At 69.9% G+C, this 21758-nt stretch carries 18 protein-coding genes; 9 read left to right on the plus strand and 9 right to left on the minus strand.

The features are described from left to right. Positions 1-47 precede the first annotated feature (47 nt). The 3 genes from HUG10_RS07910 to HUG10_RS07920 all read left to right on the plus strand — a co-directional run bounded on the left by HUG10_RS07910 (position 48) and on the right by HUG10_RS07920 (position 4979). A complete protein-coding gene (locus HUG10_RS07910; RefSeq protein ID WP_179169056.1) occupies positions 48-1427 on the plus strand; it encodes an isochorismate synthase in 1380 nt (459 codons plus the stop codon). 76 nt (positions 1428-1503) lie between these two features. Further along, on the plus strand, positions 1504-3168 hold the full coding sequence (locus HUG10_RS07915) for a NosD domain-containing protein (RefSeq protein ID WP_179169057.1): 1665 nt from the start codon (positions 1504-1506) through the stop codon (positions 3166-3168). A gap of 146 nt (positions 3169-3314) precedes the next feature. Further along, positions 3315-4979, plus strand: coding sequence for a rhomboid family intramembrane serine protease (locus HUG10_RS07920; protein WP_179169058.1), 1665 nt, complete (start codon positions 3315-3317; stop codon positions 4977-4979). A gap of 3 nt (positions 4980-4982) precedes the next feature. Here the strand turns inward: HUG10_RS07920 and HUG10_RS07925 are convergent, their stop codons facing one another. Both HUG10_RS07925 and HUG10_RS07930 read right to left on the minus strand, forming a co-directional pair. Continuing rightward, the gene (locus tag HUG10_RS07925) at positions 4983-5624 is read right to left on the minus strand and encodes an METTL5 family protein (RefSeq protein WP_179169059.1); all 642 of its coding nucleotides are present in this window, start codon (positions 5622-5624) and stop codon (positions 4983-4985) included. Beyond that, on the minus strand, positions 5617-6021 hold the full coding sequence (locus HUG10_RS07930; RefSeq protein ID WP_179169060.1) for a hypothetical protein: 405 nt from the start codon (positions 6019-6021) through the stop codon (positions 5617-5619). The genes HUG10_RS07925 and HUG10_RS07930 overlap by 8 nt, the downstream gene beginning before the upstream one ends. Positions 6022-6329: 308 nt before the next feature. Between HUG10_RS07930 and HUG10_RS07935 the strand changes: the two genes are divergently transcribed. Continuing rightward, positions 6330-7286 (plus strand): transcription initiation factor IIB, encoded by a 957-nt coding sequence (locus tag HUG10_RS07935; protein ID WP_179169061.1) that lies wholly within the window; start codon positions 6330-6332, stop codon positions 7284-7286. Positions 7287-7332: 46 nt separating this feature from the next. Here the strand turns inward: HUG10_RS07935 and HUG10_RS07940 are convergent, their stop codons facing one another. Beyond that, complete coding sequence (locus tag HUG10_RS07940) at positions 7333-8994, minus strand: flippase activity-associated protein Agl23 (RefSeq protein ID WP_179169062.1); 1662 nt, start codon at positions 8992-8994, stop codon at positions 7333-7335. Between the two features lie 445 nt (positions 8995-9439). Here HUG10_RS07940 and HUG10_RS07945 point away from each other — a divergent pair, with 445 nt between their 5' ends. The 4 genes from HUG10_RS07945 to HUG10_RS07960 all read left to right on the plus strand — a co-directional run bounded on the left by HUG10_RS07945 (position 9440) and on the right by HUG10_RS07960 (position 12115). Next, positions 9440-9757, plus strand: a complete 318-nt coding sequence (locus tag HUG10_RS07945) for a hypothetical protein (RefSeq protein ID WP_246310238.1) — start codon at positions 9440-9442, stop codon at positions 9755-9757. Positions 9758-9801: 44 nt separating this feature from the next. Then, on the plus strand, positions 9802-10242 hold the full coding sequence (locus tag HUG10_RS07950) for a universal stress protein (protein ID WP_179169063.1): 441 nt from the start codon (positions 9802-9804) through the stop codon (positions 10240-10242). A 190-nt stretch (positions 10243-10432) separates the two neighbouring features. Further along, positions 10433-11710 carry an amidohydrolase gene (locus HUG10_RS07955; RefSeq protein WP_179169064.1) on the plus strand — a complete coding sequence of 426 codons (1278 nt, stop codon included), beginning with the start codon at positions 10433-10435 and terminating at the stop codon, positions 11708-11710. Positions 11711-11857: 147 nt separating this feature from the next. Beyond that, on the plus strand, positions 11858-12115 hold the full coding sequence (locus HUG10_RS07960; RefSeq protein ID WP_179169065.1) for a hypothetical protein: 258 nt from the start codon (positions 11858-11860) through the stop codon (positions 12113-12115). Between the two features lie 320 nt (positions 12116-12435). Here the strand turns inward: HUG10_RS07960 and HUG10_RS07965 are convergent, their stop codons facing one another. The 6 genes from HUG10_RS07965 to HUG10_RS07990 form a co-directional block, all read right to left on the minus strand. Beyond that, entirely contained in the window at positions 12436-13806 is a 1371-nt protein-coding gene (locus HUG10_RS07965) for a geranylgeranyl reductase family protein (protein WP_179169066.1), read from the minus strand. Between the two features lie 400 nt (positions 13807-14206). After that, on the minus strand, positions 14207-15361 hold the full coding sequence (locus tag HUG10_RS07970) for an ABC transporter permease (RefSeq protein WP_218780662.1): 1155 nt from the start codon (positions 15359-15361) through the stop codon (positions 14207-14209). Then, positions 15358-16659 carry an ABC transporter permease gene (locus HUG10_RS07975; RefSeq protein WP_179169067.1) on the minus strand — a complete coding sequence of 434 codons (1302 nt, stop codon included), beginning with the start codon at positions 16657-16659 and terminating at the stop codon, positions 15358-15360. Before HUG10_RS07975 ends, HUG10_RS07970 begins: the two co-directional genes overlap by 4 nt. Next, complete coding sequence (locus HUG10_RS07980; protein WP_179169068.1) at positions 16652-18328, minus strand: ABC transporter ATP-binding protein; 1677 nt, start codon at positions 18326-18328, stop codon at positions 16652-16654. Before HUG10_RS07980 ends, HUG10_RS07975 begins: the two co-directional genes overlap by 8 nt. A 187-nt stretch (positions 18329-18515) precedes the next feature. Continuing rightward, positions 18516-19679 (minus strand): BMP family lipoprotein, encoded by a 1164-nt coding sequence (locus tag HUG10_RS07985; RefSeq protein ID WP_179169069.1) that lies wholly within the window; start codon positions 19677-19679, stop codon positions 18516-18518. Positions 19680-19726: 47 nt separating this feature from the next. Next, complete coding sequence (locus tag HUG10_RS07990; RefSeq protein ID WP_179169070.1) at positions 19727-21133, minus strand: phosphohexomutase domain-containing protein; 1407 nt, start codon at positions 21131-21133, stop codon at positions 19727-19729. 300 nt (positions 21134-21433) lie between these two features. Here HUG10_RS07990 and HUG10_RS07995 point away from each other — a divergent pair, with 300 nt between their 5' ends. Further along, positions 21434-21742: an acylphosphatase gene (locus tag HUG10_RS07995; RefSeq protein ID WP_179169071.1), complete on the plus strand. Its 309-nt coding sequence runs from the start codon at positions 21434-21436 to the stop codon at positions 21740-21742. The last annotated feature ends 16 nt before the right edge of the window (positions 21743-21758 follow it).

Genomic DNA, 21758 nt, shown 5'->3' on the forward strand with positions numbered 1-21758 from the left:
CGGGCGGGAAGGACACCCCTAAGAACCGGCCGTCCGAACTCCGGGTGATGAACCCTCCGGAGCGCGAGGCGCTGGCGTCGACCCGACCCGCCGCCGACGCCACGCTCGTCAGCCGGAGCCGCGAGGTCGACGACGTCTCCTTCCGCGCGTTCCTGGCCGCTCGTGACGCACCGCGGGTCCACTGGGCCTCGCCGGGCGGGCTGGAACTCGTCGGCGGCGGCGCGGCGGCGCGGATCGCGGCGACGGGTCGGGACCGCTTCGACGCCCTCCGTGCGGACGCCGCGACCGTCTTCGAGCGCGTCGACCACGACGGCCCGCACGAGACGCGCCCGCGGATGCTCGGCGGCCTCTCGTTCGACGCGGACCACGAGCCGGCCGGCACCTGGCGCGGCTTCCCGGCCGCCTCGTTCGTCCTGCCGGCCGTGCAACTCACCCGGACCGACGCGGGGACGTGGCTCACCGTCAGCCGCTACGACGAGGGGACGGCCACCGACTCGGTCGGGACGGTCGAGTCCGCGCTGGACGACGCCGAGACCGCGCTCGACTCCCTGCCGATGATGCGCCCGAGCGGCGGGCGACCGGGCGTGACCGGGACGCGGTGGCGGCCGCCGAAGGCCGAGTGGACCGCGCAGGTGGAGGACGTGATCGAGCGCATCCGGGACGGCGGACTGTTGAAGGTCGTGCTCGCCAGCGCGCTCGACGTCGAACTCGCCGACGACGTCGACATCCCGGACGTGCTCGAGCGCCTCCGCCGCACGTACCCCGAGTGCTACCGCTTCCTCGTCCAGCCGGCGGGGGGTGACGCCTTCTTCGGCCCGCCGCCCGAACGCCTGGTGAAGCTCGACGGCCGGGAGGTCCGGACCGAGGCGCTCGCGGGGTCGATGCCCCGGGGCGACACGCCGGAGGAGGACGCCGACCACGCACGGTCGCTGTTGGAGAGCGAAAAGATCGGACACGAGCAGGGGCTCGTCGCCGACACGATCATCGAGCAGCTCGAGGCGTTCGGGACGGTCCGCGAGGGCGAGCGCGGCGTCCGGAAGCTCACGAACATCCAGCACCTCGAAACGCCCATCGAGGCCGACCTCGACGGCGACGAGCACGTCCTGACGCTCGTCGAGGCGCTCCACCCGACGCCCGCGATGGGCGGGCTCCCGCTCCAGGACGCCCTCGCGACCATCCGCGAGACGGAGTCGTTCGATCGGGGCTGGTACGCCTCACCGGTCGGCTGGTTCGACGGGGACGGCGACGGCGAGTTCGCGGTGGGCATCCGGTCGGGGGTCGCCGGCGGGAGCCGCGCGACGCTGTTCGCCGGCAACGGCATCGTCGCCGACAGCGACCCGGACGACGAGTGGGACGAACTCCAGCCGAAGGTGCGGCCGATCATGGACGAACTGGAGTCCGAATCGGGCGCCGGATCCAACGACTGAGATCTCGAAAACGGTCGAGTCGAACGTTTAGAGGACTTATAATAACCCGTTGAGGGGTCCCACGTCGAGGAGAGGTATGCGTACAATACTCACGATACTCGCCATCGCCGGGGTGGTCGTCACCGGGACGATGGTGAGCCCCGCTGTCGTCACGGCCCAGGAATCGGACACGCAGACCATCACCAGTTGTACCACCATCACCGAACCCGGCGTCTACGCGCTCGGGAACGATATCACGAACACCTCCGCCGACTCGTGCATCCAGATCGAGTCCGGTGACGTCGTCCTCGACGGAGAGGGACACTCCCTGACCGGCGACGGTGACGGGGTGGCAGTCGACGTAACCGCGCACGAGGAACGGAATCAGGACCCCTACGTGAACGTCACCGTGCGAGACCTCCAGGTCGAGTCCTGGGGGACCGGTCTCGAGTTCGTCAACACTCGGAACGCCACGGCGAGCGACGTTACGGTCACCGACGCCGACATCGGCGTTCGGGCCGGCAGCTCGACCGCCCACCTGCCCGGGTACGACGCGACCGCTCACGGAACGACCGTCGTCGACTCGACGGTCCGGGACGTCGGCTACGGCGTCGTCGGCGAAATCTCGAACGACGTCGAGGTCGTCGACAACACGGTGGCCGAGTACGACGATGTCGGTGTTCGCCTCGACGTGGTAAGCAACTCCTCGTTCAGCGGGAACGAGATCGTCGGATCGAACGAGTCCCGGGACGCCGCGATCCGTCTCGGCGCCACCGAAGATCCGTACGATGACGGGAGTCACGACAACGTGATCGAATCGAACCGGATCGTCGACTCGATCGTCGACGTCGACCTCGAGCGGGACTCGGTCACCCGCAATCGGGTAGTCCGGAACGACGTCACGCGCGGCGGGATTCATGTCAGCGGGAGCCGCGGCCCGGCCACACGAACCGTCGTCGCGGGCAACGAACTCACCGACAGTAGTATCGACGTCGTATTGGCCTCGGGCGTGACCGTCGAGGAGAACGTGCTGACGAACCCCGGCGCGGCGCCGGACGAGTCCATTCGTCTCAACGACGCGGGTCCCGTCACCGTCCGAAACAACTCGATCACGGGCGCGAGCACCGGCATCCTGATCGAGCACCTCTCGAAGGAGAACACGGTCGTCGACAACACGGTCACCGACAGTGACGTCGGCGTTACGATCCAGGAGGATTCGGTGAACAACACCGTCGAGGGGAACACCATCGCGAACAACGGCAACGGCGTCGAGATCTCCCTCGTCGACTCGTACGAGGACGGGACGAACTACGTTCGCGGGAACGACATCGTGGACAACGAGAACGGCGTCTTCGTCGAGGCGACGGATCAGCCGCTCGTCGTCGAGTCCAACCAGATCAGCGACAACGAGAACGGTATCAAGGTCCAGGCATCCGCCGTCTGTTCGGCCGGCGCCGAGGGTGCAGAACTGCTCTCGGTGCACGGCAACACCCTCGCCGACAACGCGGCGTACGGCGTGCTGAACGAGAACGGGGACGTGCTGAACGCGACGGGGAACTTCTGGGGTGCGAGCGACGGGCCGTCGAGCGCCGACGACGCCGACGCGCCGTTCGAGGACCCCGTGACGGGTGAACTCGCGAACGGCAGCGGCACGGCCGTCTCGGAGGACCCGAACGCCGCCGGACAGTCGAACGTCCACTTCGACTCGTGGCTCCAGCAACCCCCCGAGGACGCGGGTGCTGGTAACGAGTCGGCATCGTAACCGCCCGATCGCCCGATTTCGAGTCCTGTTTTTTCGACGTCGAATCCCATGTCGTGGCCAGCGATGGCCCGCCGAGTGCCCTCGGTCGAACACGCCCGCCGGTGCCCGACCGGGACGGTGAAGTGGCGTGGGTTCCCAGCGAATCCATGAACGACGCGACGCTGGCGATGCGCGCCGCCGTCGTCCTCGCGGCGCTCGTCGCGCTCGTCGCGCTCGCCCTGCTCGAGCGGGCGCGGGGCGGCAACTCCCACGGCCTGGGTACCATCCTCCGCCGGCGCTTCGTCCTCGGTGTCCCGTGGGGGACGCTGACGACGGTCGCGGTCGTCCTCGCGGTGTACCTCTTCGTCCAGGGCGGCTTCGCCCACTGGAACTCCCCGATCGTCATCCCGTTCCGCGCCTGGTCGTACCTCGCACCCCTCGGAATACTCACGGCGGGGCTGGCACACGGGGGACCGGGTCACCTGCTGGGCAACCTGATGGGGACGCTCGTGCTCGCGCCGCTGGCGGAGTACGCCTTCGGGCACTTCGCGGCCGGGCGCGGCGAGTCGACGTTCGGCGCGGTCCGGCGGAACCCCTACGTCAGGGCGTTCGTCGTCTTCCCGGCGCTCGCGGTGCTGCTCGCGCTCGTCTCCGCCGCCTTCTCGCTCGGGCCGGTCATCGGGTTCTCGGGGGTCGTCTACTCGTTCGCGGGCGTCGCGCTGCTGTACTACCCGCTGGCGACCGTCGTCGCCCTGAGCGCGACGAGCGTGCTGAACCTCGCCTACCAGTCGCTCCGCCAGCCGGTCGTCGTCGCCAGCAGCAGGCCCTCGTTCTACACGCCCTGGTGGGCCGACATCGCCATCCAGGGCCACGCGCTCGGCCTGCTCGCTGGCATCCTCCTCGCCGCCGCGCTCGCGGCCCGCCGGGGCGACGACCTCCCCAGACCTCGGCGGCTCGCGCTCGGCGCGCTCCTCTTCGGCGTCAGCCAGTCGCTCTGGACGTTGTACTGGTACCGCGGTGGCGAGACGTACGTGCTGTACCGCGCGGTCGGCCTCTCGATGGTCCTGCTGTTCGCCGTCCTGCTCGGCACCCTCGCCGTCGGGGACTGGCGGACGCTTCGGCTCAACCCCGCCCGGGAGTTCCTCGCCACGCTGACGCCGCAGAACGCCGCCGTCGTCTGTCTGTTGGTCGTGACCGCCGCGCTCGCGGGAGCCGCCATCCCGGTGAACCTCACGACCGTCGACGACGAGCCGCTACCGGGCGATCCGATCGAGGTCCGGGGGTACACCGTGACGTACGCCGAGGACGTGGAGAACGGGATGGTGTCGGTCGTCGACGTGGAGGCGTTCGGCGAGACGACGAGCGTGAACACCTCCGGCGTCGTCGTCCGCAACCCGGACAGGGGGGTGTGGACGACGGCGACCACGAAGGGCAGGCTGGCGTTCGCCGGCCGGTCGCAGGTCGTCCTCGGCGGCCTCGGCTGGCGCGACAGCGTCACGGCGATCAGGCGGGGCTACTCGACGCCCGGGGGCGACGTCGTCTACCGGATCACCCTCGAACACGACGGCGAACGGCGGGTGGCCTACACGTCACCGCCCGCCGAGGCGGAGCCGCAGATCGACGGGCAGAACGTCTCCGTCGAGGCGAACGGGACGGGGTTCCAGCTCGTCGTGACCCGCGACAACGAGTCCGCTCGCGCGCCCGTTCCCTCCGGGAACGAGACGGTGACCGCCGGCGGCCTCTCGTTCGTCCGTGACGGCCGGCGGGTGTTCGCGCTGACCGACGACAACGAGACGCGCGTTCGCGTGGCGACCCGCGAGACGTACAACTGAGCGTCAGTCCCACTCGATCCGGTACGCCTCCGCGTCGAGTTCGCGCCGCTCCGCGGTCTGGTGGTCGAACTGGCGGTCGAGCGCGAACGTGGCGCGGAACGCGTCGGTGACCTCGCCGCCGGCGTCGTCGACGAACGACTCGACGAACTCCTCGCTGCCGGCGTTGTGCAGCGAGTAGGAGACGTCCGCGAACGACGCGACGGTTTCGAGGAACCGGCGGTCGGCGTGTTCGTTGCCCGACTGGGCGCCGAACGGGGGGTTCATGAGAACGGTGATAGCGTCGGGAGTCGCGGCGTCCGGCTCGCCGAAACACAGCGGCGCGCGGGTCGCGTCGGCGTTGACCCAGTGGATGGGCGTTCGCGCGCCGACGCGGCGCTCGTTCGCCCGGGCGACCGCGAGCGCGTCGCGGTCGAGTTCCAGGCCGACGACGCGGGCCGCGCCGCGGAGCGCGGCGCCGAGCGCGAACATGCCGGTGCCCGCACCCAGGTCGACGACGGTGTGACCTGCGACGTCGCCCCGCAGGTCCGCGAGGTGGACGATGTGCGCGGCCAGGTCCGGCGGCGTGGGGTACTGTTCGAGCGCGGCCGTCGGGTCGGTGAACCCGGCGACGACGGCGAGTTTCCCTTCGAGCGCCCGCTTACTCACGGTCGAGGGTGACGGGCCCCTCCACCGTGAGCGTGACGCCCTCGCGCTCGGCGCGCTCGGCCAGCGCCGCGAGCGCGGGTTCGACCTTCGTCGGTTCCGCGACGTCGTCCGCACGGACGGACACGCGACCGACGCCGAGGAACGACGCGGCGCGGACGAGTCCGCGCAGCCGGTCGGCCTCGGCCTGCGTCTCGATGGAGCAGTTCTCGGAGAAACACGCCTCGACGCGGAGGCCGGCGGGGAGGTAGCCCGCCTCGGACAGGTCCGCCTTCAGGTCGCGCAGGTACTCGGGCGCCGTCGAGTCCAGCGCCTCCGCATCCAGGGCCACCGGTTCGACGTCCGCCGGTTCGCTCGCCGCGACCGCCCGTTCCACGCTCGGCTTCACGCTCGTGCTCATGTTACGAACGGATATACGCTGATAATACAAAAGAGTTTGTAAATGTCCCACAGTTATTCCACGACCGCCGAACCGGATCGGCCGGACCGACGAGAACACCGGTCGATCGGGGACTTACCCGGACCGAAAGAACGGTATCGAGTCGGCACGAACGACGACTCGGAACGCCCTCCTCCGTCGAAACGCCGTTCCGTGCGGCGGTCGACGGCGGACGGAACCTCCGGGCCGACAGAGCCCGATCGTTCATGCGAACCCGAAGAGGGAGTCCGGCCCAACATTTATATACTGGCGTCACCACAAACCTTATAATGGAAGGTCCGAGTCGACAGCGACAGCGCGAGGCGGGCGAGTCGGAGACTCAGTCGGACGAGACGGTGACGTGTCCCGAGTGCGAGTCGGACGAAGTCGTCATGGACGCGGACCAGGGAGAACTCGTCTGCGACGACTGCGGACTGGTGCTGGACGAGCGCCAGATCGACCGCGGTCCGGAGTGGCGTGCCTTCAACCACTCCGAGCGCCAGTCGAAGTCCCGCGTCGGCGCGCCCGTCACCGAGACGATGCACGACAAGGGCCTGACGACGACCATCGACTGGAAGGACAAGGACGCCTACGGCCGGTCACTCTCCTCCGAGAAGCGGTCTCAGATGCACCGCCTGCGCAAGTGGCAAGAACGCATCCGGACCAAGGACGCCGGCGAGCGCAACCTCCAGTTCGCGCTCTCGGAGATCGACCGCATGGCCTCGGCACTCGGCGTACCGCGCTCGGTACGCGAGGTCGCCTCGGTCATCTATCGACGCGCGCTGAAGGAGGACCTCATTCGCGGCCGCTCCATCGAGGGCGTCGCGACCGCCGCGCTGTACGCCGCCTGCCGTCAGGAGGGCATCCCGCGCTCGCTCGACGAGGTGGCCGAGGTGTCCCGCGTCGAGCAGAAGGAGATCGGCCGGACCTACCGCTACATCTCCCAGGAACTCGGCCTCGAACTGAAGCCCGTCGACCCCAAGCAGTTCGTCCCCCGGTTCGCCTCGGCGCTCGACCTCTCGGAGGAGACGCAGGCGAAGGCCACCGAGATCATCGACGTCTCCGCCGAGCAGGGCCTGCTCTCGGGCAAGTCGCCGACCGGCTTCGCCGCCGCCGCCATCTACGCGGCGTCGCTGCTGTGCAACGAGAAGAAGACCCAGCGCGAGGTCGCCGACGTCGCCCAGGTGACCGAGGTCACCATCCGCAACCGCTACCAGGAGCAGATCGAGGCGATGGGCTTCCGCTAAGTCTCGGACCGCACCCGTTTCACACACGTTTTCTACTGGCGTCCGACTACCTCGCCACGAACACGACGACCTTCCTGTTCCACAGACCGAGTCGGAGTTCGAACGCCTCGTAGCCGCCACCGAGTCGGTCGGTCACCGCGACGCGGTTGGCTGGCTTCGTCACCACGACCGGCGGCGCCTCGTTCGCGAGTTGCGAGGGCTCCCGCACGCTCGTCACCTCCGCGTCCAGCCGCTCGAAGTACCACTGTAGCGGGAGCCGAGCGCCCCACGCCGCCTGGTCCGACGGCGACACCGGCGGCCGGTCGTACTCCTGCCCGGTGGCGAGTTCCTCCCCGACGTACGCCACGTCGGGGCCGGCCGAGTTGCCCGCCATCGCGCCCTCGGCGGCCGTGAGCATGGCGTCCGGATCGTCGGCAGGCTGACCGAACTGCGCGAACGGCGACCGTGGCTCCGGAGGCCCGTAGGCGCCCGCGACGGCCGTTCCCGCGCCGGCGGCGACCACGGCTACGACGAGCAGGACCACCACCAGGCGGGCCGGGTCGGCCCCCTCCGCCCTGGCGAGGAGCACGCGCGCACCCCCCGCGAGCGCCACCGCGGCGGGAAGCGCGAGCCACGGGAGCACGTGAACGGCGGCCCACGTCTCGGAGTACATCGACGCGATGGCGAAGAACAGCACCCCGAGGCCCGCGACGTACGCGCCGAAGGCGACGATCCCCCGGGACTCCCTCCGGTAGCGCTCCCCGAGGAACCCGAGGAGCCCGAGGACGACGACCGGCCACGACGTGGCGAGGAGCGTCCGGACGTACCCGGCGAGCGCCGGGACGAACTCGCGCCCGCCGGGATAACCGAGGTCGATGCGGGCGGCGATGCGGAGCTGCGAGAACCGCTCGGCCGACCCGGCGAACGTCCAGGTGACGACCTCGGGGAACGTCCCCGGGTTGAACAGCCCCGTCCCCGGCCCGCCCGCGCGGGGCGCGAAGAGGAGGAGGAAGACGCCGAGGAAGACGAACAGGGCGCGGGCGAGCGGCGTCGCGTGCTCCCGGTACCAGACGACCGATCCGCGGAGCCGCGTGACGGCCGCCCCGGGGACGCCCCGGACGCGCGCCTCGTCGAGCACCAGCAGGCCGCCGGCGAGCCAGAGCACCGGGTAGGCGACGGCGAACCCGGAGGACGCGAACGCGAGCGCGACGGCCGCGGCGGCCAGGTACAGCGCCCAGCGCTCGCCGGTTCGGCGGTACCGGACGGCGCCGCCGACGGCGACGAACCCGAACGCAGCAGCGGGGACGTCGCCGCGGAGGAAGCGCGAGTAGTACAGCAGGAGCGGTTCGAACGCGAGCAGGCCGGCGAGCGCGACGGTCTCGTCGTCGCGGAGCGCCCCCCGGAACAGCAGCGCGGCGAGCGGGAGGAGGCCGCCGACGAGCGCGACGACGGCGCGGGCCGTGGTATCGGTGGCGCCGAACAGTCCGAACACGTGGCGGTTGACCAGGTAGAGGAACGGGCCGCCGGCGACCGGGCGGTACTCGTAGGCGCCCGACTCGAGGTACCGGAGCGTCCAGTACCCGACGCGGCCCTCGTCCCAGTGGAACGGGCGGTCGCCGAGGGCGACGAATCGGGCGACGAGCGCGAGGAGGGCGAGGCCGGCGACCGCGAGGGCGACACGATCCGGGCGTCGACGGGGCGACGTCCGGCGGTCCCCGGTGTCCGACATACCCGGCCGTGTCGCCGCCTCGGTAGTATGTCTTCGGATTCCTCGTCGCTTCACCGGTTGTCCGGACGGAGAGCATCGGGCAGATCTTCATCGGTTCGGTGGTGGGGATGGTCGATTGAACGGCGACCACCGTATGGTCAACTGGACGACTGCTACTGCTAGCTCCAGTGAGGCACCACCGGCCTCCCCAACCGACTGCGCGTCTCGCGCTCCCTTCGGTCGCGCTACGATGCTCATCCCTGGATCGCGTGTGCTCGCGCCCAACGGCGCTCGCGTCACACGCCCCAACCGCGACTGGGTGGGGTGCCGGTCAGCCGGCGGACGACACACGACCGACAGCCCGCGGAACGACCAACCGGACGACCGAACGTGCAAACCCCGATCGAACCCGACAGAGTCCGTCCGCTTCGACACCCTCTTTCCGACCCGCGCGAACCCCCATACCATGTCGCTCGTAGCCTCGCTCCCCGGCCGGCCGCTCTCGGACGCCGAGGTCGCCTCGCTCAACCGCGCCGACTCGGTCGAACTCGCCGTCGCCGTCGACGAGTCCGGACCGACCGAGGGGCTCCTGCTCGCCACCGACGACTGGGTGAAGGGGCTCCGCTTCCTCGGCGGCGCCTGGGAGGTCACGGAGACCGTCGACATCGACGGGGAGGAGGACCGCTACGACGCGCTCCGCGCCTGCGAGGACGCCGTGCGCGAGGCCCAGGAGGCGGACGCGAACGCCGACGCTCCGGCTACCGACGACCCCGAGAACGACTGACCCGGCCGGGGGCTTTAGGTGGCAGTCCGGCAATTTCCGGTCGTATGTACGACGACATCCTCGTTCCGACCGACGGGAGCGCGGCCGCGGACGCGGCCGTCGAACACGCTGTGACGCTCGCGGAGCGGTTCGACGCGACGCTCCACGCGCTCTACGTCGTGGACTCGACCGCGTACTCCTCGCTGGAGGCCGGCAGCCAGATGGTCGCCGAGGCGCTGGAGGACGAGGGCGAGGCCGCCGTCGACCGCATCGCGGCGGCGGCCAACGACGCCGACCTGCCGGTCGTCGAGTCGGTCGTCTCCGGGACGGCGTACCGCTCCATCCTCGAGTACGCCGGCGAAGAGGACATCGACCTCATCACGATGGGCACCCACGGCCGACGCGGCATCGACCGCTACCTGCTCGGGAGCGTCACCGAGCGGGTCGTCCGCTCGGCCGACCAGCCCGTGCTCACGGTCAGGTACCATAAGGACGAGGCGGAGTAGGGAGCCCACGAGGGTGATCGGGGGGGGAGGAGGGAGCTCCCGAGGGCGAGCGGACGGCGGAGGGAACGAGGACGAACCCAGACGCGGGGTCGCCGTCGCGATCGCTGGTCACCACCGACCCGTCACGCGGGTCACACACGCAGGTCGCCGGGACGGCGCCCTTTATCCCCGTCGACGCGAACACCGAGCTATGAGCCTCGCCGTCGAGCACGACGACCTGGTGACGTTCCGCAGGGACCTCCACCGCCACCCCGAACCCGCGTGGTGCGAGTTCTACACGACCGCCCGCATCGTCTCGGAGCTGGAGACGCGCGACGTGGACGAGATCCACTACGGCCCGGGGATCCTCGGCTCCGAGCGCATGAACGTGCCAGACGACGACGAACTGGCCGAGTGGTTCGAGCGGGCGAAGGACGCCGGCGCCCGCGAGGACATCCTCGCGGAGCTCGAGGGCGGGTACACCGGCGCGGTCGCGGTGATTCGGCGGGGCGACGGGCCCGTCGTCGGCCTGCGGGTGGACATCGACGCGCTCCCCATCCAGGAGGCTGACGCCGAGCACGCGCCCGCCGAGGGCGACTTCCGCTCGGGGAACGAGGGCTGGATGCACGCCTGCGGCCACGACGCCCACGCGACGTTCGGCCTCGGCGCCATCGACGAGATCCTCGAGTCCGACTTCGAGGGGACGCTGAAGGTGTTCTTCCAGCCGGGCGAGGAGCAGATCGTCGGCGGCGAGCCGATGGCCGACTCCGAACTCATCGACGACGTCGAGTACCTCATCGCCTCCCACGTCGGCCTCGACCACCCGACGGGCGAGGTCGTCGCCGGCGTCGACGGCTTCCTCGCCGTCTCGCACTTCCTCGCCGAGTTCTCGGGCGAGCCGAGCCACGCGGGCGGCCACCCGGAGGAGGGGCGGAACACGGTGCAGGCGATGGCTGCAGCGATCCAAAACCTCTACGCCATCCCCCGGCACTCGGACGGCGCGACGCGGGTGAACGCCGGCCTCGTCGGCGGCGGCACGGCGACGAACATCATCCCGGAGGAGTCGTTCATCGAGGGCGAGGTACGCGGCGAGACGACCGAACTGATGCAGTACATGAACGACAAGGCCGAGAACGTCCTCCGGTCGGCCGCGCGGATGCACGACGTCGAGGTCGAGACCGAACGCCTCGGACGGGCCCCCTCGGCGACCTCCGACCAGGAACTGGTCGACGTCGTCGCCGACGTCGCCCGCGACGTCACCGGCGTCGATTCGGTGCTCGAACGCGACCAACTCGGCGGCAGCGAGGACGCCACCTTCCTGATGCAGGCGGTACAGGACAACGGCGGCTACGCGACCTACGTCGGCATCGGGACGGACCACCCCGGCGGCCACCACACGAGCACGTTCGACGTGGACGAGGAGTCGCTCGACATCGGCGTCGAGCTGCTCTCGAAGGCGGTACTAGCGGTGGCGGAGCAGCGGCCGTAAGTTCGGAAGGAGAGTCGTAGTTTCGATATTTTGGAGGATTGGATTGCTCGAAACAGCCGGTGAGTAGGTCCGCGAATCTACCTTTAATCATCCTTCGTATCAAGTCAAATCACAAACTCTTAGAAACTCAAAACCACTACGAGTAGTATGGAATCTGACCGTTTTGAATTTACAAACTCGCCAGTTCAAACAGGGGCTCTTATTGGCATTCTCGTGGGGGTTGTCCAGAGCTTCATCTTCCCAGTTGAGTTCTCAGCAGCGACCTTTTTGCTTGTGGGAATAGTCCTTGTCCTCTTCGGAGACCGGTCTTGGCCTGATGTTGGACGTGCCCTGATTTCTCTCACCATCGCTACTTCCATCGTCGCAATATTGTACAGGCTCATATTTGGCGGCCCCTGGTTCTAAATTGGATACCGCTGGAATACTACTTACTGCACTAAGCAATCAGTGATTCACCTGTACGTAACGATTAGTGGTGAGGTGTCGACGAGGCCCAGCAACCGGTTGCGGTTCGCACCAGCGTCGGTACCGTGAGCGAGGGAGGCGTGGCTTCGCCAGGCCGACCGTGGCTCGCGGCCTTTTTGGCATCACGGGAAATCGAAGATTTCCCGTTAGTAGTGGGATTCCGGAGGAATCCCACAACATGAACGGGTTTGCGGGGGGTCTGGCCGCAGCGCGTCGGCGGAGCCGACGCGCGAGGACATGCCCCCCGCAAAAGAGGTTCGTTAGTACTTGGGATCCGCGCCCGTGACCGCGTACACCTCGTCCATCAGGTCGTCGCGCTGCTCCTGCCAGATCTCGAACGCGCCCGGTTTCGAGGGGTATCGGTCGTAGTGCTCGATGAGCTCCTCGGCGTAGCCCTTCACCTGGTAGAAGTCCCTGATCTGCTGCCAGTACCCGTAGCTGTCGATGGCGGTACGGAGCTTCAGCTTCCACCCCATCGACGTCTTCCCCGAGTAGAGCGCCTCCGCGAGCTTCTCGCCGGGCAGGGAGGCAAGCAGGCCCATCAGGTCGTCCACGTCCACCGCGGTCGCGAGGATGTTGTACACGTCCAGCCCGGCGTACCGGCCGCCGAAGTGGTCCATGACGCGCTCGTTGTAGTGCCACAGCGCCTCCTCGGAGGTGTCGCCCTCGCCGATGGCCCTGACGGCCTGCTCTGCGGCGTACTTGCCGGCGTAGGCCGCGCCCGCGATACCGCCGCCGGTCGTGGGGTTGACGTGGCCCGCGGCGTCGCCGACGGCGACGAACCCCGGCGCGACCGCCGAGTCGTACGGCCGGCGCGTGGGGAGAGCGGCGCCGAGCTTGTCCTTCACCGTCGCGCCCGCGAACTCCGCGCGGTTGCGGAGGTCCTGCTTGAGGTCCTCGACGAGCTTCATCGGCTCCTCGGTCATCTGGAAGCCGAGCCCGGCGTTGATCTCCGTGCTCGTGCGTGGGAAGTACCAGACGTAACCCGCAGCCGTGGTGGTCGGCTTGAACACGAGCGCGTCGGTCCACTCCACCGGCTCCTGGACCTCGACGACCTCGCGGTAGGCGGAACAGAACTGCGAGTAGGAGACGTTCGTGTCGAACGTCGCGTCCGAGAGGTCGGCCTTGTCCTGGAGGATGGAGAGCGAGCCGGCGGCGTCGACGACGACCTCGGCGTCGTACTCCACGACGTCGCCCTTCCGTTTGGCGCGGACGCCGGTGACCCGGCCGTCGTCGTCCTGGGTGACGTCCTGGACGACCGTGTCGTAGTGGAAGTCGACGCCCTTGGCCGCGGCGCCGTCGATGATGCGCCGGCCGTACTCCCACCGGTCGATGACGGCGAGCTCGCCGGGGACGGGGATCTCGAGGACCGTGTCGTGGCTCGGGATCTCGAAGCGGCCGTGGGTCACGTCGGTGTTCGTGAACGCCGGCTCGATGGCCTCCTTCGGGATGGCGTCCGGGAACGCGTCCGCGCCCTTCAGCGCGTCGCCGCAGGCGATGTGGCCCGCCTCCTCCTCGTCCTTGCGCTCGACGACGACGACGTCCAGGCCCGCCTCGGCGGCCGTGGCCGCCGCGTAGCAGCCCGCCGTGCCAGCGCCGACGACCGCGATGTCCGGCTCGTAGGTACTCATTGGCCGAAACTCCCTCCCGACGCGCCTAAACTCTTTATTCCCTGAACGGCGCCGATTCCGATCGGTGGATGGTCTCTTGGTCGGCGAGAACGGGGTGCAGACCGCGAAAGCCCCCCGGCTCTCGGCTCGGGGCGGCCGCTGCGCTCCTCACTCGGCTCGCTTTGCTCGCCTCGTTGCGGTGCTTGTCGGTCCGCGCCAGCGCCGAGAGCCGCGGCCCCTTTCAGTCCCACCCGCCAGTGTGTCGGTTATGGTCGCAGGCGGACTACCGAATGTACCGCGTTCGGTAGTCGGGTAGGGCGTCGCTGATTCGATTCCGAAACGCGCGACTGAGGGAATCGACGGGCCAGTCCGACGTTACGAAATCAGCCAGAGCGTCGGCGGCGATGGACGCGAAAACCCGCTACTCCTCGCCGGACTCGTAGTGATCGCCGGCGGCCTCGGGGATGCGCGTCCGGCCGAACAGCGCGAGCACGACGATGACGGTGATGTAGGGAACCGTTCGGACCAGCGCGGCCGGCACGGCGAAGATGTCCCGCGCCTGCAGGGTGAGCTGGAGCGCGTCGAGTCCCGCGAACAGCAGCGTCGACAGCAGCGCGCCGATCGGGTTGTAGTTGCCGAACAGGTACGCCACGATGGCGATGAACCCCTTGCCGTTCACCATCGTCGGGCCGTTGCCCGTGAACTGGCCGAGCGAGAGCGCCAGGGCCGCGCCGCCGATACCGGCGAGCACGCCCGAGAGGATGGCCGCCTTGTAGCGCACGAGCGAGACGTTCACGCCGGCGGTGTCGAGCGCCTTCGGGTTCTCGCCTGAGGCCCGAACGTGCCGGCCGAACGCGGTGCGGTTGAGCACCCACCAGCAGACCGCGACCGCGACGAACATGAGGTACACGACGGGGGTGGCGTTGAACAGCGCGCCGACGGTGGGGAGCCCCGCCGCCCGGGCCATCCAGTCGACGACGACCGTCGAGAGCACCGGAACCCCGCTCTCCGCCAGCATCGCCGGAACCGTTCGGAACGTCGCCACGCCGTCGGTGTTCGTGCTCCCGTAGACGACCTGCGAGAGGAACGGCGCCAGCCCGAGCGCGATGAGCCACACCGCGAGCCCCGCGATGATCTGGTCGGCGCGGAACTCGATGCAGACGACCGCGAACAGCAGCGCGAGGAGTGCGGAGGCGACGATGCCGCCGCCCAGGCCGAACCAGACGCTCCCGGTGATGTCGGTGACGTACACGCCCGCGAACGCGGCGATGATGAGCAGCCCCTCGAGCCCGATGTTGATGACGCCGGACTTCTCGGCGAAGATGCCCCCGAGCGCCGCGAACGCGATGGGCACTGAGAGCCGGAGCGCCGACGACATCGTCGTGTTCGCGAACAATACGTCCACGAATCGTCCGAGGGGAGTGTCAGGAAGGAGTTGGCCGGCGACCACGACGAGCGCGAACATCGCCAGCACCGCGAGGCCGATACCGGTTCTGAGCCCGAGCGAGGAGAACCGATCGAGGAGCGTCCCGTTCCCGTCGGAATCGCCTCCGTCGTCCGCGTCGGTCCCGCTCATCGGTCCTCACCTCCCTCGCTCCCGCCGTCGTCGTCGACGACCCGTCCGCCGTCCGCGGCGACGGTGTCGCGCTCGGCGGTGTCGAGGCCGGCGTACCGGCCGGCCATCCGGAAGAACTCCGGCATCGCGACGAAGAGGACGATGAGCCCCCGGAGCACGCCGACGAGCTGGGGCGGCACGTCCGTCCCCACGTCGACGACGATGCTGCCCGATTTGAGCACGCCGAACAGCAGCGCCGCGGCCGCCACCCCGAGCGGGTTGTTCCCCGCGAGGATGGAGACGGTGATGCCGTCGAAGCCGTAGTCGGGGACGCCCGTCTGGAAGTTGCCGAGGATCATCATGACGTACACCGCGCCGCCGATGCCGGCGAGCGCGCCCGAGAGCGCCATGCTGGCGACGACCGTCCGCGCCGCGTCGACGCCGCCGTACTCGGCGGCCTCGGGCTGGAGCCCGCTCGTCCGGAGGTCGTAGCCGAACGCGGTTCGGACGAGCAGGTACGCCATCGCGGCCGCGAGCACCAGCGCGAAGCCGAGCGCGAGCAGCGACACGTTCGCCCGGTCGGGGAACACGACGCGCGGGAACACGGCGTACTCGGGCAGCGCACGCGTCTGGGTCGCGAAGCTGTCGGGGTCCTTGAAGTGGTTCTGGACGAGATACAGCGCGACCGAGGTGGCGACGAAGTTCAGCATGATCGTCGTGATCACCTCGTTGGCGTCGGCGTACGCCTTCAGCGCGCCGGGGATCGCCCCGAACAGCCCGCCCGCCACCGCCCCGACGACGAGGCCGAACGGGACGAGCACGAGCGTCCCGACGAGCCCCGAGACGAACGAGGAGGCGGCGAGCACCGCGAGCGCCGTCGCCAGCGCGCCGACGACGAGTTGGCCCTGGCCGCCGATGTTGAAGATGCCGGCCTTGAACGCGACTGCGACCGCGAGCCCCGTGAACAGCAGCACCGTCGTCTCCCCGAGCGTCGTGGCGAACTGGCCGTTCAGCGGGTTCTCCGCGAGGTTCCCGAACGCGCCGAGGAACAGCCGGTCGTACACGACGAACGGGTCGTAGCAGAAGCCGACCCCGAGCAGCGAGTACGCCGCCGACTGGCACGACGTCATCCGACCCGCGCCGAGGATGAGGAAGAAGCCGATGACGACCGACAGCAGCAGCGCCGACCCGGAGATGAGGAGCCGCTCGGTCGCGGAGGCGCGCGTGAGCCGGGCGAGCAGCGGCGTCGCCCGCTCGCGGAACGCCGAGAACCGGCCGTCGCCCGCATCGTCGTCCGACGGCGGGCCGCCCTCACTCATGGCTCACCTCGCCCGAGCCGGGATCCCGGCTCGGGTCACCCACCTCGTCGGACTCCGAGGTCCGGCCCGGACTCCCCCCCTCCGTGACCGCCCCCGTCGAGGCGTGCGGCACCGACTCGGGCTCCTCGCCCGCCATCAGCAGCCCGAGCTGTTCCTCGGTCACCTCGTCGGGGTCGACGACGGCGACGATGCGGCCGCGGTACATCACGGCGAGGCGGTCGGAGAGCCCCCGGACCTCGTCAAGCTTCGAGGAGACGAGGAGCACCCCCCGGCCGTCGTCCCGGAGGTCGACGAGCCGGTCGTGGATGAACTCCGTCGAGCCGATGTCGACGCCGCGGGTCGGGTGGGAGGCGACGAGGCAGGTCGGCTCGCGGGCGAACTCACGCCCGACGATGAACTTCTGCTGGTTGCCCCCGGAGAGCGACTTCGCGGTCGCGGCCGCGTCCGGCGGCCGCACGTCGTACTCCGCGATCACGTCCTCGGCGTGGTCGCCGGCGTGCTCCCAGTCGAGGCGCCCGCCGCGAGCGAACGGCTCGTCGTGCTGGGAGCCGAGCACGCCGTTCTCGGTCAGGTCGAAGTCCATGACGAGCCCGCGCTCCTGCCGGTCCTCGGGGATGTACGCCATGCCGGAGCGCGTTCGCTCGCGCCGCGACGCCTCCGTCACGTCCCTGCCAGCGAGCGTCACGCTGCCCGCCTCGGGCTCGCGCAGGCCGGTGATCACGTCGACGAGTTCGGACTGTCCGTTGCCGTCGACGCCGGCGATGCCGAACACCTCGCCCTCGTGGAGCGTGAACGAGACGTCGTCGACGGCGGTCACGTCCCGGTCGTCGGTCGCCGAGACGCCCGACACGTCGAGGATCGGCCCGCCGGGGTCGGCCGGCGCCGAGTCGGTCTCGAGCACCACCTCGCGCCCGACCATCAGTTCGGCGAGCTCCTCCCGGGAGGTGTCGTCGGTCCGGACGCTGCCGACGTTTCGCCCGTCGCGGAGCACCGTCACCTCGTCGGCCGCCTCCAGCGCCTCTCCCAGCTTGTGCGTGATGAAGATGACCGTCTTCCCCTGCTCGGTCAGCTCCTCGAGCACCCCGAACAGGTCCTCGACCTCCTGGGGCGTGAGCACCGCCGTCGGCTCGTCGAGGATGAGGACGTCGGCACCGCGGTACAGCGCCTTCAGGATCTCGACGCGCTGCTGGACGCCGACGCTCACGTCCGCGACCGTCGCGTCGGGTTCCACGTCGAAGCCGTACCGCTCGGAGAGGTCGAGCACGGCGGCCCGGGCGGCGTCCCGGTCGATCGCCAGCCCGCCCCACTTGCGCGGCTCGTTGCCGAGCGTGATGTTCTCGGCGACGGTCATCGGGTCGACCAGCATGAAGTGCTGGTGGATCATCCCGACCCCGGCGTCGATTGCGTCCCGCGGCGAGTCGAACCGGCGCGGCGGGTCGGCGTACTCGCCGTCCTCGTCCGTCTCCAGCCCGTCGCCGTCGACGTACACCTCGCCCTCGGTCGGGTCGTACAGCCCGTAGAGGACGTTCATCAGCGTCGTCTTGCCGGCGCCGTTCTCGCCGAGCAGGGCGTGCACCGTCCCTCGCTCGACGGACAGCGTCACGTCGTCGTTGGCGACGACTCCGGGGAAGCGTTTCGTGATCCCGTCGAGACGAACCGCCTCAGTCATTCGTCACCGCTTTCGACGGTGACGCCATAAACGGCCCGTTTCTGGCCGGGTCGGTCGGTCGAGGAAGAATCGCGGCCGACGAGCGGCTCCGCTCGAGGCCGGGCCTGCCAGGTCGTGAGGGAGTCGACAGTCGGAAAGTCCCGATAGGTCGTGAAAACGCGGCCGGGCGGTCGGCGGGTGGGCCGACTTACAGTTCGCCGGGGGTCTGCGGGACCTCGAGGCCCCCGTCGATGATCGACTGGCGGGACTCCGAGATCTGCGTCTTGACGTCCGAGGAGATCTCGCTGCCGAGTTCCGCGCCGTAGACGGCGGCGACGCCCTCCTGCTCCAGACCGAGCGCGACGGTCGAACCCGACTGGAACTCGCCGTTCACCTTCGCCTCGACGGCGTTGTAGACGGCGGTGTCGACGCGCTTGACCATCGACGCGAGGATCACGTCGGCGTAGTTCGACCGCGTCTTGGACTGGTCCTGGTCGACGCCGATCGCGAAGCAGCCGGCCTCCTGGGCCGCCTGGAAGACGCCCGTCCCGGTGTTGCCCGCCGCGTGGTAGACGATGTCGGCGCCGTCGTTGTACATCGCGAGCGCGGCCTCCTGGCCGCCGCTCGGGTCGTTGAAGTCGCCGACGTACGTCGTCTTGATGTCCACGTCCGAGTTGGCGTGCTTCACGCCCGCCTTGTAGCCGGCCTCGAACTTCTGGATGAGGCTGCTCTCGACGCCACCCACGAAGCCGACGCTGGTCGAGTCGGACTGGGTCGAGCCCGACCCCGCCGAGAACGACTGGGACGTGAGGATGCCCGCGAGCTGGCCGACGAGGAACGAGCCCTCGTGCTCCGCGAACACGTAGGAGGCGACGTTGTCGCTCTCGACCACGGAGTCGACGATCATGAAGTCCTGGTCCGGGAAGTTGCCCGAGGTCTCCGAGAGCGCGTCGGCCTGCAGGAAGCCGATGCAGGAGACCAGCCCGTAGTCCGGATCGGTCGACTGGGCGTACTGCTGCTGGTACGTCGCGAACTCGGAGACCGAACCCGGCTGGGACTCGTCGTAGGAGACGTCGAACTCCTCGGCGGACTGCTTGATGCCGGTCTGTGCCTGGTCGTTGAACGAGCCGTCGCCCAGGCCGCCGGTCGCGTACACCATCCCGACGTTGAGCTCGGCCGAGCCCTCCGCGGAGCCGCCCGCGCCCGTCCCCTCGTCCGACGTCGCCTCGGTGTCGGTCGGTTCGTCGGTCGAGCCGTCGCCGTTCCCGGAGGAACCGTCGTCCTCCGGGCCGCCGGTACAACCTGCGAGGCCGACGATGCCGGCCGCGCTGGCTCCCTTCACGAACGTGCGTCTGTCTATGTCTCGGGACATACACGTACTCCCGTAGTTAACCCGTTTAAAATCGTCGTCTCCACGCGCTACCGCTCGCCCGCCCCCTCGACGGCCGCCTCGACGACCCCGGTCACCTCCGCCACCAGCGCGTCCACGTCGTCGCTTTCGGCGTACACGCGGACGTACGGTTCGGTCCCGCTCGGCCGGACGAGCGCCCACGCGTCGTCCGGGAAGGTGAGTCGGACGCCGTACTCCGTCGAGACGGTCGCCCCGGGGAAGCGCTCGGGGAGCGTCGTCCCGAGACGATCCATGACGGCCTCCTTCGCCCCGTCCGGGCAGTCGACGCTCCGCTTCCGGTACGGTCGCTCCGTCACCGGGGAACGGAGGCCGGCGAGGCCGCCGATGGCCCCGACGTCGGTGTCCGAGGACTCGGCGGCCGCCTCGGCGACGAGACGGGTCAGCACCGCCGCGCTCGTCACCCCGTCGATCCAGCCGCCGAACCCAGTGTGGATGTGCTTCCACGGCTCGGCCGCGAACACCACGTCGCCGCCGTCGTCCCGGGCCGACGCGATGCCGTCGTGGAGGTAGCCGAGCGCGACGCGCTCGACGCGCCCGCCCGCCTCGCGGACGCGCTCGTCGATGCGGCCCGAGGCGTTCGGCGTCGTCACGACGACGGGGTCGGCCGCGTCGCTCTCCCTGACGTACAACTCGGCGAGGATGGCGAGCACGGTGTCCTCGTGGACGACCTCCCCCTCGCCGTCGACGAGCACGATGCGATCGGCGTCGCCGTCGTGACCGATGCCGAACGCGGCCCCGCCGTCCCGGACGAACGCCCGGAGGTCCGCGAGTGACTCCGCGGTCGGCTTCGACTCGCGGCCGGGGAAGTGCCCGTCCACGTTCGCGTTCAGGGTCACCACGTCGGCGCCGAGCGCGCGGAGGACGTGCGGGGTCGCGAGCGAGGCCATCCCGTTGCCGCAGTCGACGGCGACGCGGAGGCCGTCCGGGTCGGCGCCGAACCCCGACGCGTACGCGGCGACCGCGTCGCGGTACGTCTCCAGCACGTCGGCCGCGGAGACGTCGCCCCACTCGTCCCAGTGGGCGGGCGGGACGCCCCCCGCGACCCGCTCCTCGACGTCTGTCTCGGCCGTCTCGGCGTACTCGACGCCGTCGCTGAACACCTTGATGCCGTTGTCGGCAGGGGGGTTGTGCGACGCGGTGAGCATCACGCCGCGGCGCCCGCGCGAGGCGAACGCGAGCCCCGGCGTCGGAAGCTGGCCGAGGCGTATCACGTCGGCGCCGGCGGAGGTGAGTCCCGCCTCCACCGCGGCCGCGAGCGACGGGCCGGTGACGCGGCCGTCGCGTGCGACGACGAACTCGTGGTCGCCCACCTCGACCGCCGCCGCGCCGACGGCGCGCGCCACGTCGAGCGCGAGTTCGGGCGTGACGCGCTCCTCGGCGCTCCCCCGGATACCGGCGGTACCGAACAGGTCCATACCCGAGGCCACGGCTGCGACGCTAAAAGACTCCCCCGAAATCGTCCGCCGAAGGTTCGAATACCGGGACCCGACCAGCGCCCCCGTGACCTGACGAGCAGCCCCCTCCCGGCAAGCGGTGGTGTCTCGCATCGAAGCGGTGGTCGACGCGGGCGTGTGGCACGCCGGAGGGGTGGACACGACGGGGAGAGAACCCTATTCGGGGAACGCGACAAGTGCCACCTGCCAGCCCCGAAACCACCAGCCAACCCCCTCGGCACCGCCGTCCGACTTTAGGCGCCAGGGGACGCAGCATCCGCCATGAGCGACGCGACAGACGGGAGCGACGCGACCGGGGACCGCGTCCGCGCGCACGTGTTCGTCTCCGGGAGAGTCCAGGGCGTCTACTACCGGGCGAGCACCCGCGACGCCGCGAGGGACCGCGGCGTCCACGGCTGGGTTCGGAACCTGGACGACGGCCGCGTCGAAGCGGTCTTCGAGGGGAGCCGCGACGACGTGGAGGCCATGGTCGAGTGGTGCCGGACCGGGAGCGACGCCGCCGTCGTCGAGGACGTCGACGCCGAGTACGGCGACCCCGAAGGGGAGTCGGGGTTCGTCGTCCGGCGCTGAGTCGGGCCGCCGTCGG

Source organism: Halorarum halophilum (assembly GCF_013401515.1).
In the GTDB taxonomy this organism is placed as follows: domain Archaea; phylum Halobacteriota; class Halobacteria; order Halobacteriales; family Haloferacaceae; genus Halorarum; species Halorarum halophilum.

What these genes read in the sequence shown, in the direction of transcription:
- HUG10_RS07910 (WP_179169056.1), top strand. Translation starts at nt 48, where the DNA reads ATGAACCCTCCGGAGCGCGAGGCGCTGGCGTCGACCCGACCCGCCGCC.
- HUG10_RS07915 (WP_179169057.1), top strand. Translation starts at nt 1,504, where the DNA reads ATGCGTACAATACTCACGATACTCGCCATCGCCGGGGTGGTCGTCACC.
- HUG10_RS07920 (WP_179169058.1), top strand. Translation starts at nt 3,315, where the DNA reads ATGAACGACGCGACGCTGGCGATGCGCGCCGCCGTCGTCCTCGCGGCG.
- HUG10_RS07930 (WP_179169060.1), bottom strand. Translation starts at nt 6,021, where the DNA reads ATGAGCACGAGCGTGAAGCCGAGCGTGGAACGGGCGGTCGCGGCGAGC.
- HUG10_RS07935 (WP_179169061.1), top strand. Translation starts at nt 6,330, where the DNA reads ATGGAAGGTCCGAGTCGACAGCGACAGCGCGAGGCGGGCGAGTCGGAG.
- HUG10_RS07940 (WP_179169062.1), bottom strand. Translation starts at nt 8,994, where the DNA reads ATGTCGGACACCGGGGACCGCCGGACGTCGCCCCGTCGACGCCCGGAT.
- HUG10_RS07945 (WP_246310238.1), top strand. Translation starts at nt 9,440, where the DNA reads ATGTCGCTCGTAGCCTCGCTCCCCGGCCGGCCGCTCTCGGACGCCGAG.
- HUG10_RS07950 (WP_179169063.1), top strand. Translation starts at nt 9,802, where the DNA reads ATGTACGACGACATCCTCGTTCCGACCGACGGGAGCGCGGCCGCGGAC.
- HUG10_RS07955 (WP_179169064.1), top strand. Translation starts at nt 10,433, where the DNA reads ATGAGCCTCGCCGTCGAGCACGACGACCTGGTGACGTTCCGCAGGGAC.
- HUG10_RS07960 (WP_179169065.1), top strand. Translation starts at nt 11,858, where the DNA reads ATGGAATCTGACCGTTTTGAATTTACAAACTCGCCAGTTCAAACAGGG.
- HUG10_RS07965 (WP_179169066.1), bottom strand. Translation starts at nt 13,806, where the DNA reads ATGAGTACCTACGAGCCGGACATCGCGGTCGTCGGCGCTGGCACGGCG.
- HUG10_RS07970 (WP_218780662.1), bottom strand. Translation starts at nt 15,361, where the DNA reads ATGAGCGGGACCGACGCGGACGACGGAGGCGATTCCGACGGGAACGGG.
- HUG10_RS07975 (WP_179169067.1), bottom strand. Translation starts at nt 16,659, where the DNA reads ATGAGTGAGGGCGGCCCGCCGTCGGACGACGATGCGGGCGACGGCCGG.
- HUG10_RS07980 (WP_179169068.1), bottom strand. Translation starts at nt 18,328, where the DNA reads ATGACTGAGGCGGTTCGTCTCGACGGGATCACGAAACGCTTCCCCGGA.
- HUG10_RS07985 (WP_179169069.1), bottom strand. Translation starts at nt 19,679, where the DNA reads ATGTCCCGAGACATAGACAGACGCACGTTCGTGAAGGGAGCCAGCGCG.
- HUG10_RS07990 (WP_179169070.1), bottom strand. Translation starts at nt 21,133, where the DNA reads ATGGACCTGTTCGGTACCGCCGGTATCCGGGGGAGCGCCGAGGAGCGC.
- HUG10_RS07995 (WP_179169071.1), top strand. Translation starts at nt 21,434, where the DNA reads ATGAGCGACGCGACAGACGGGAGCGACGCGACCGGGGACCGCGTCCGC.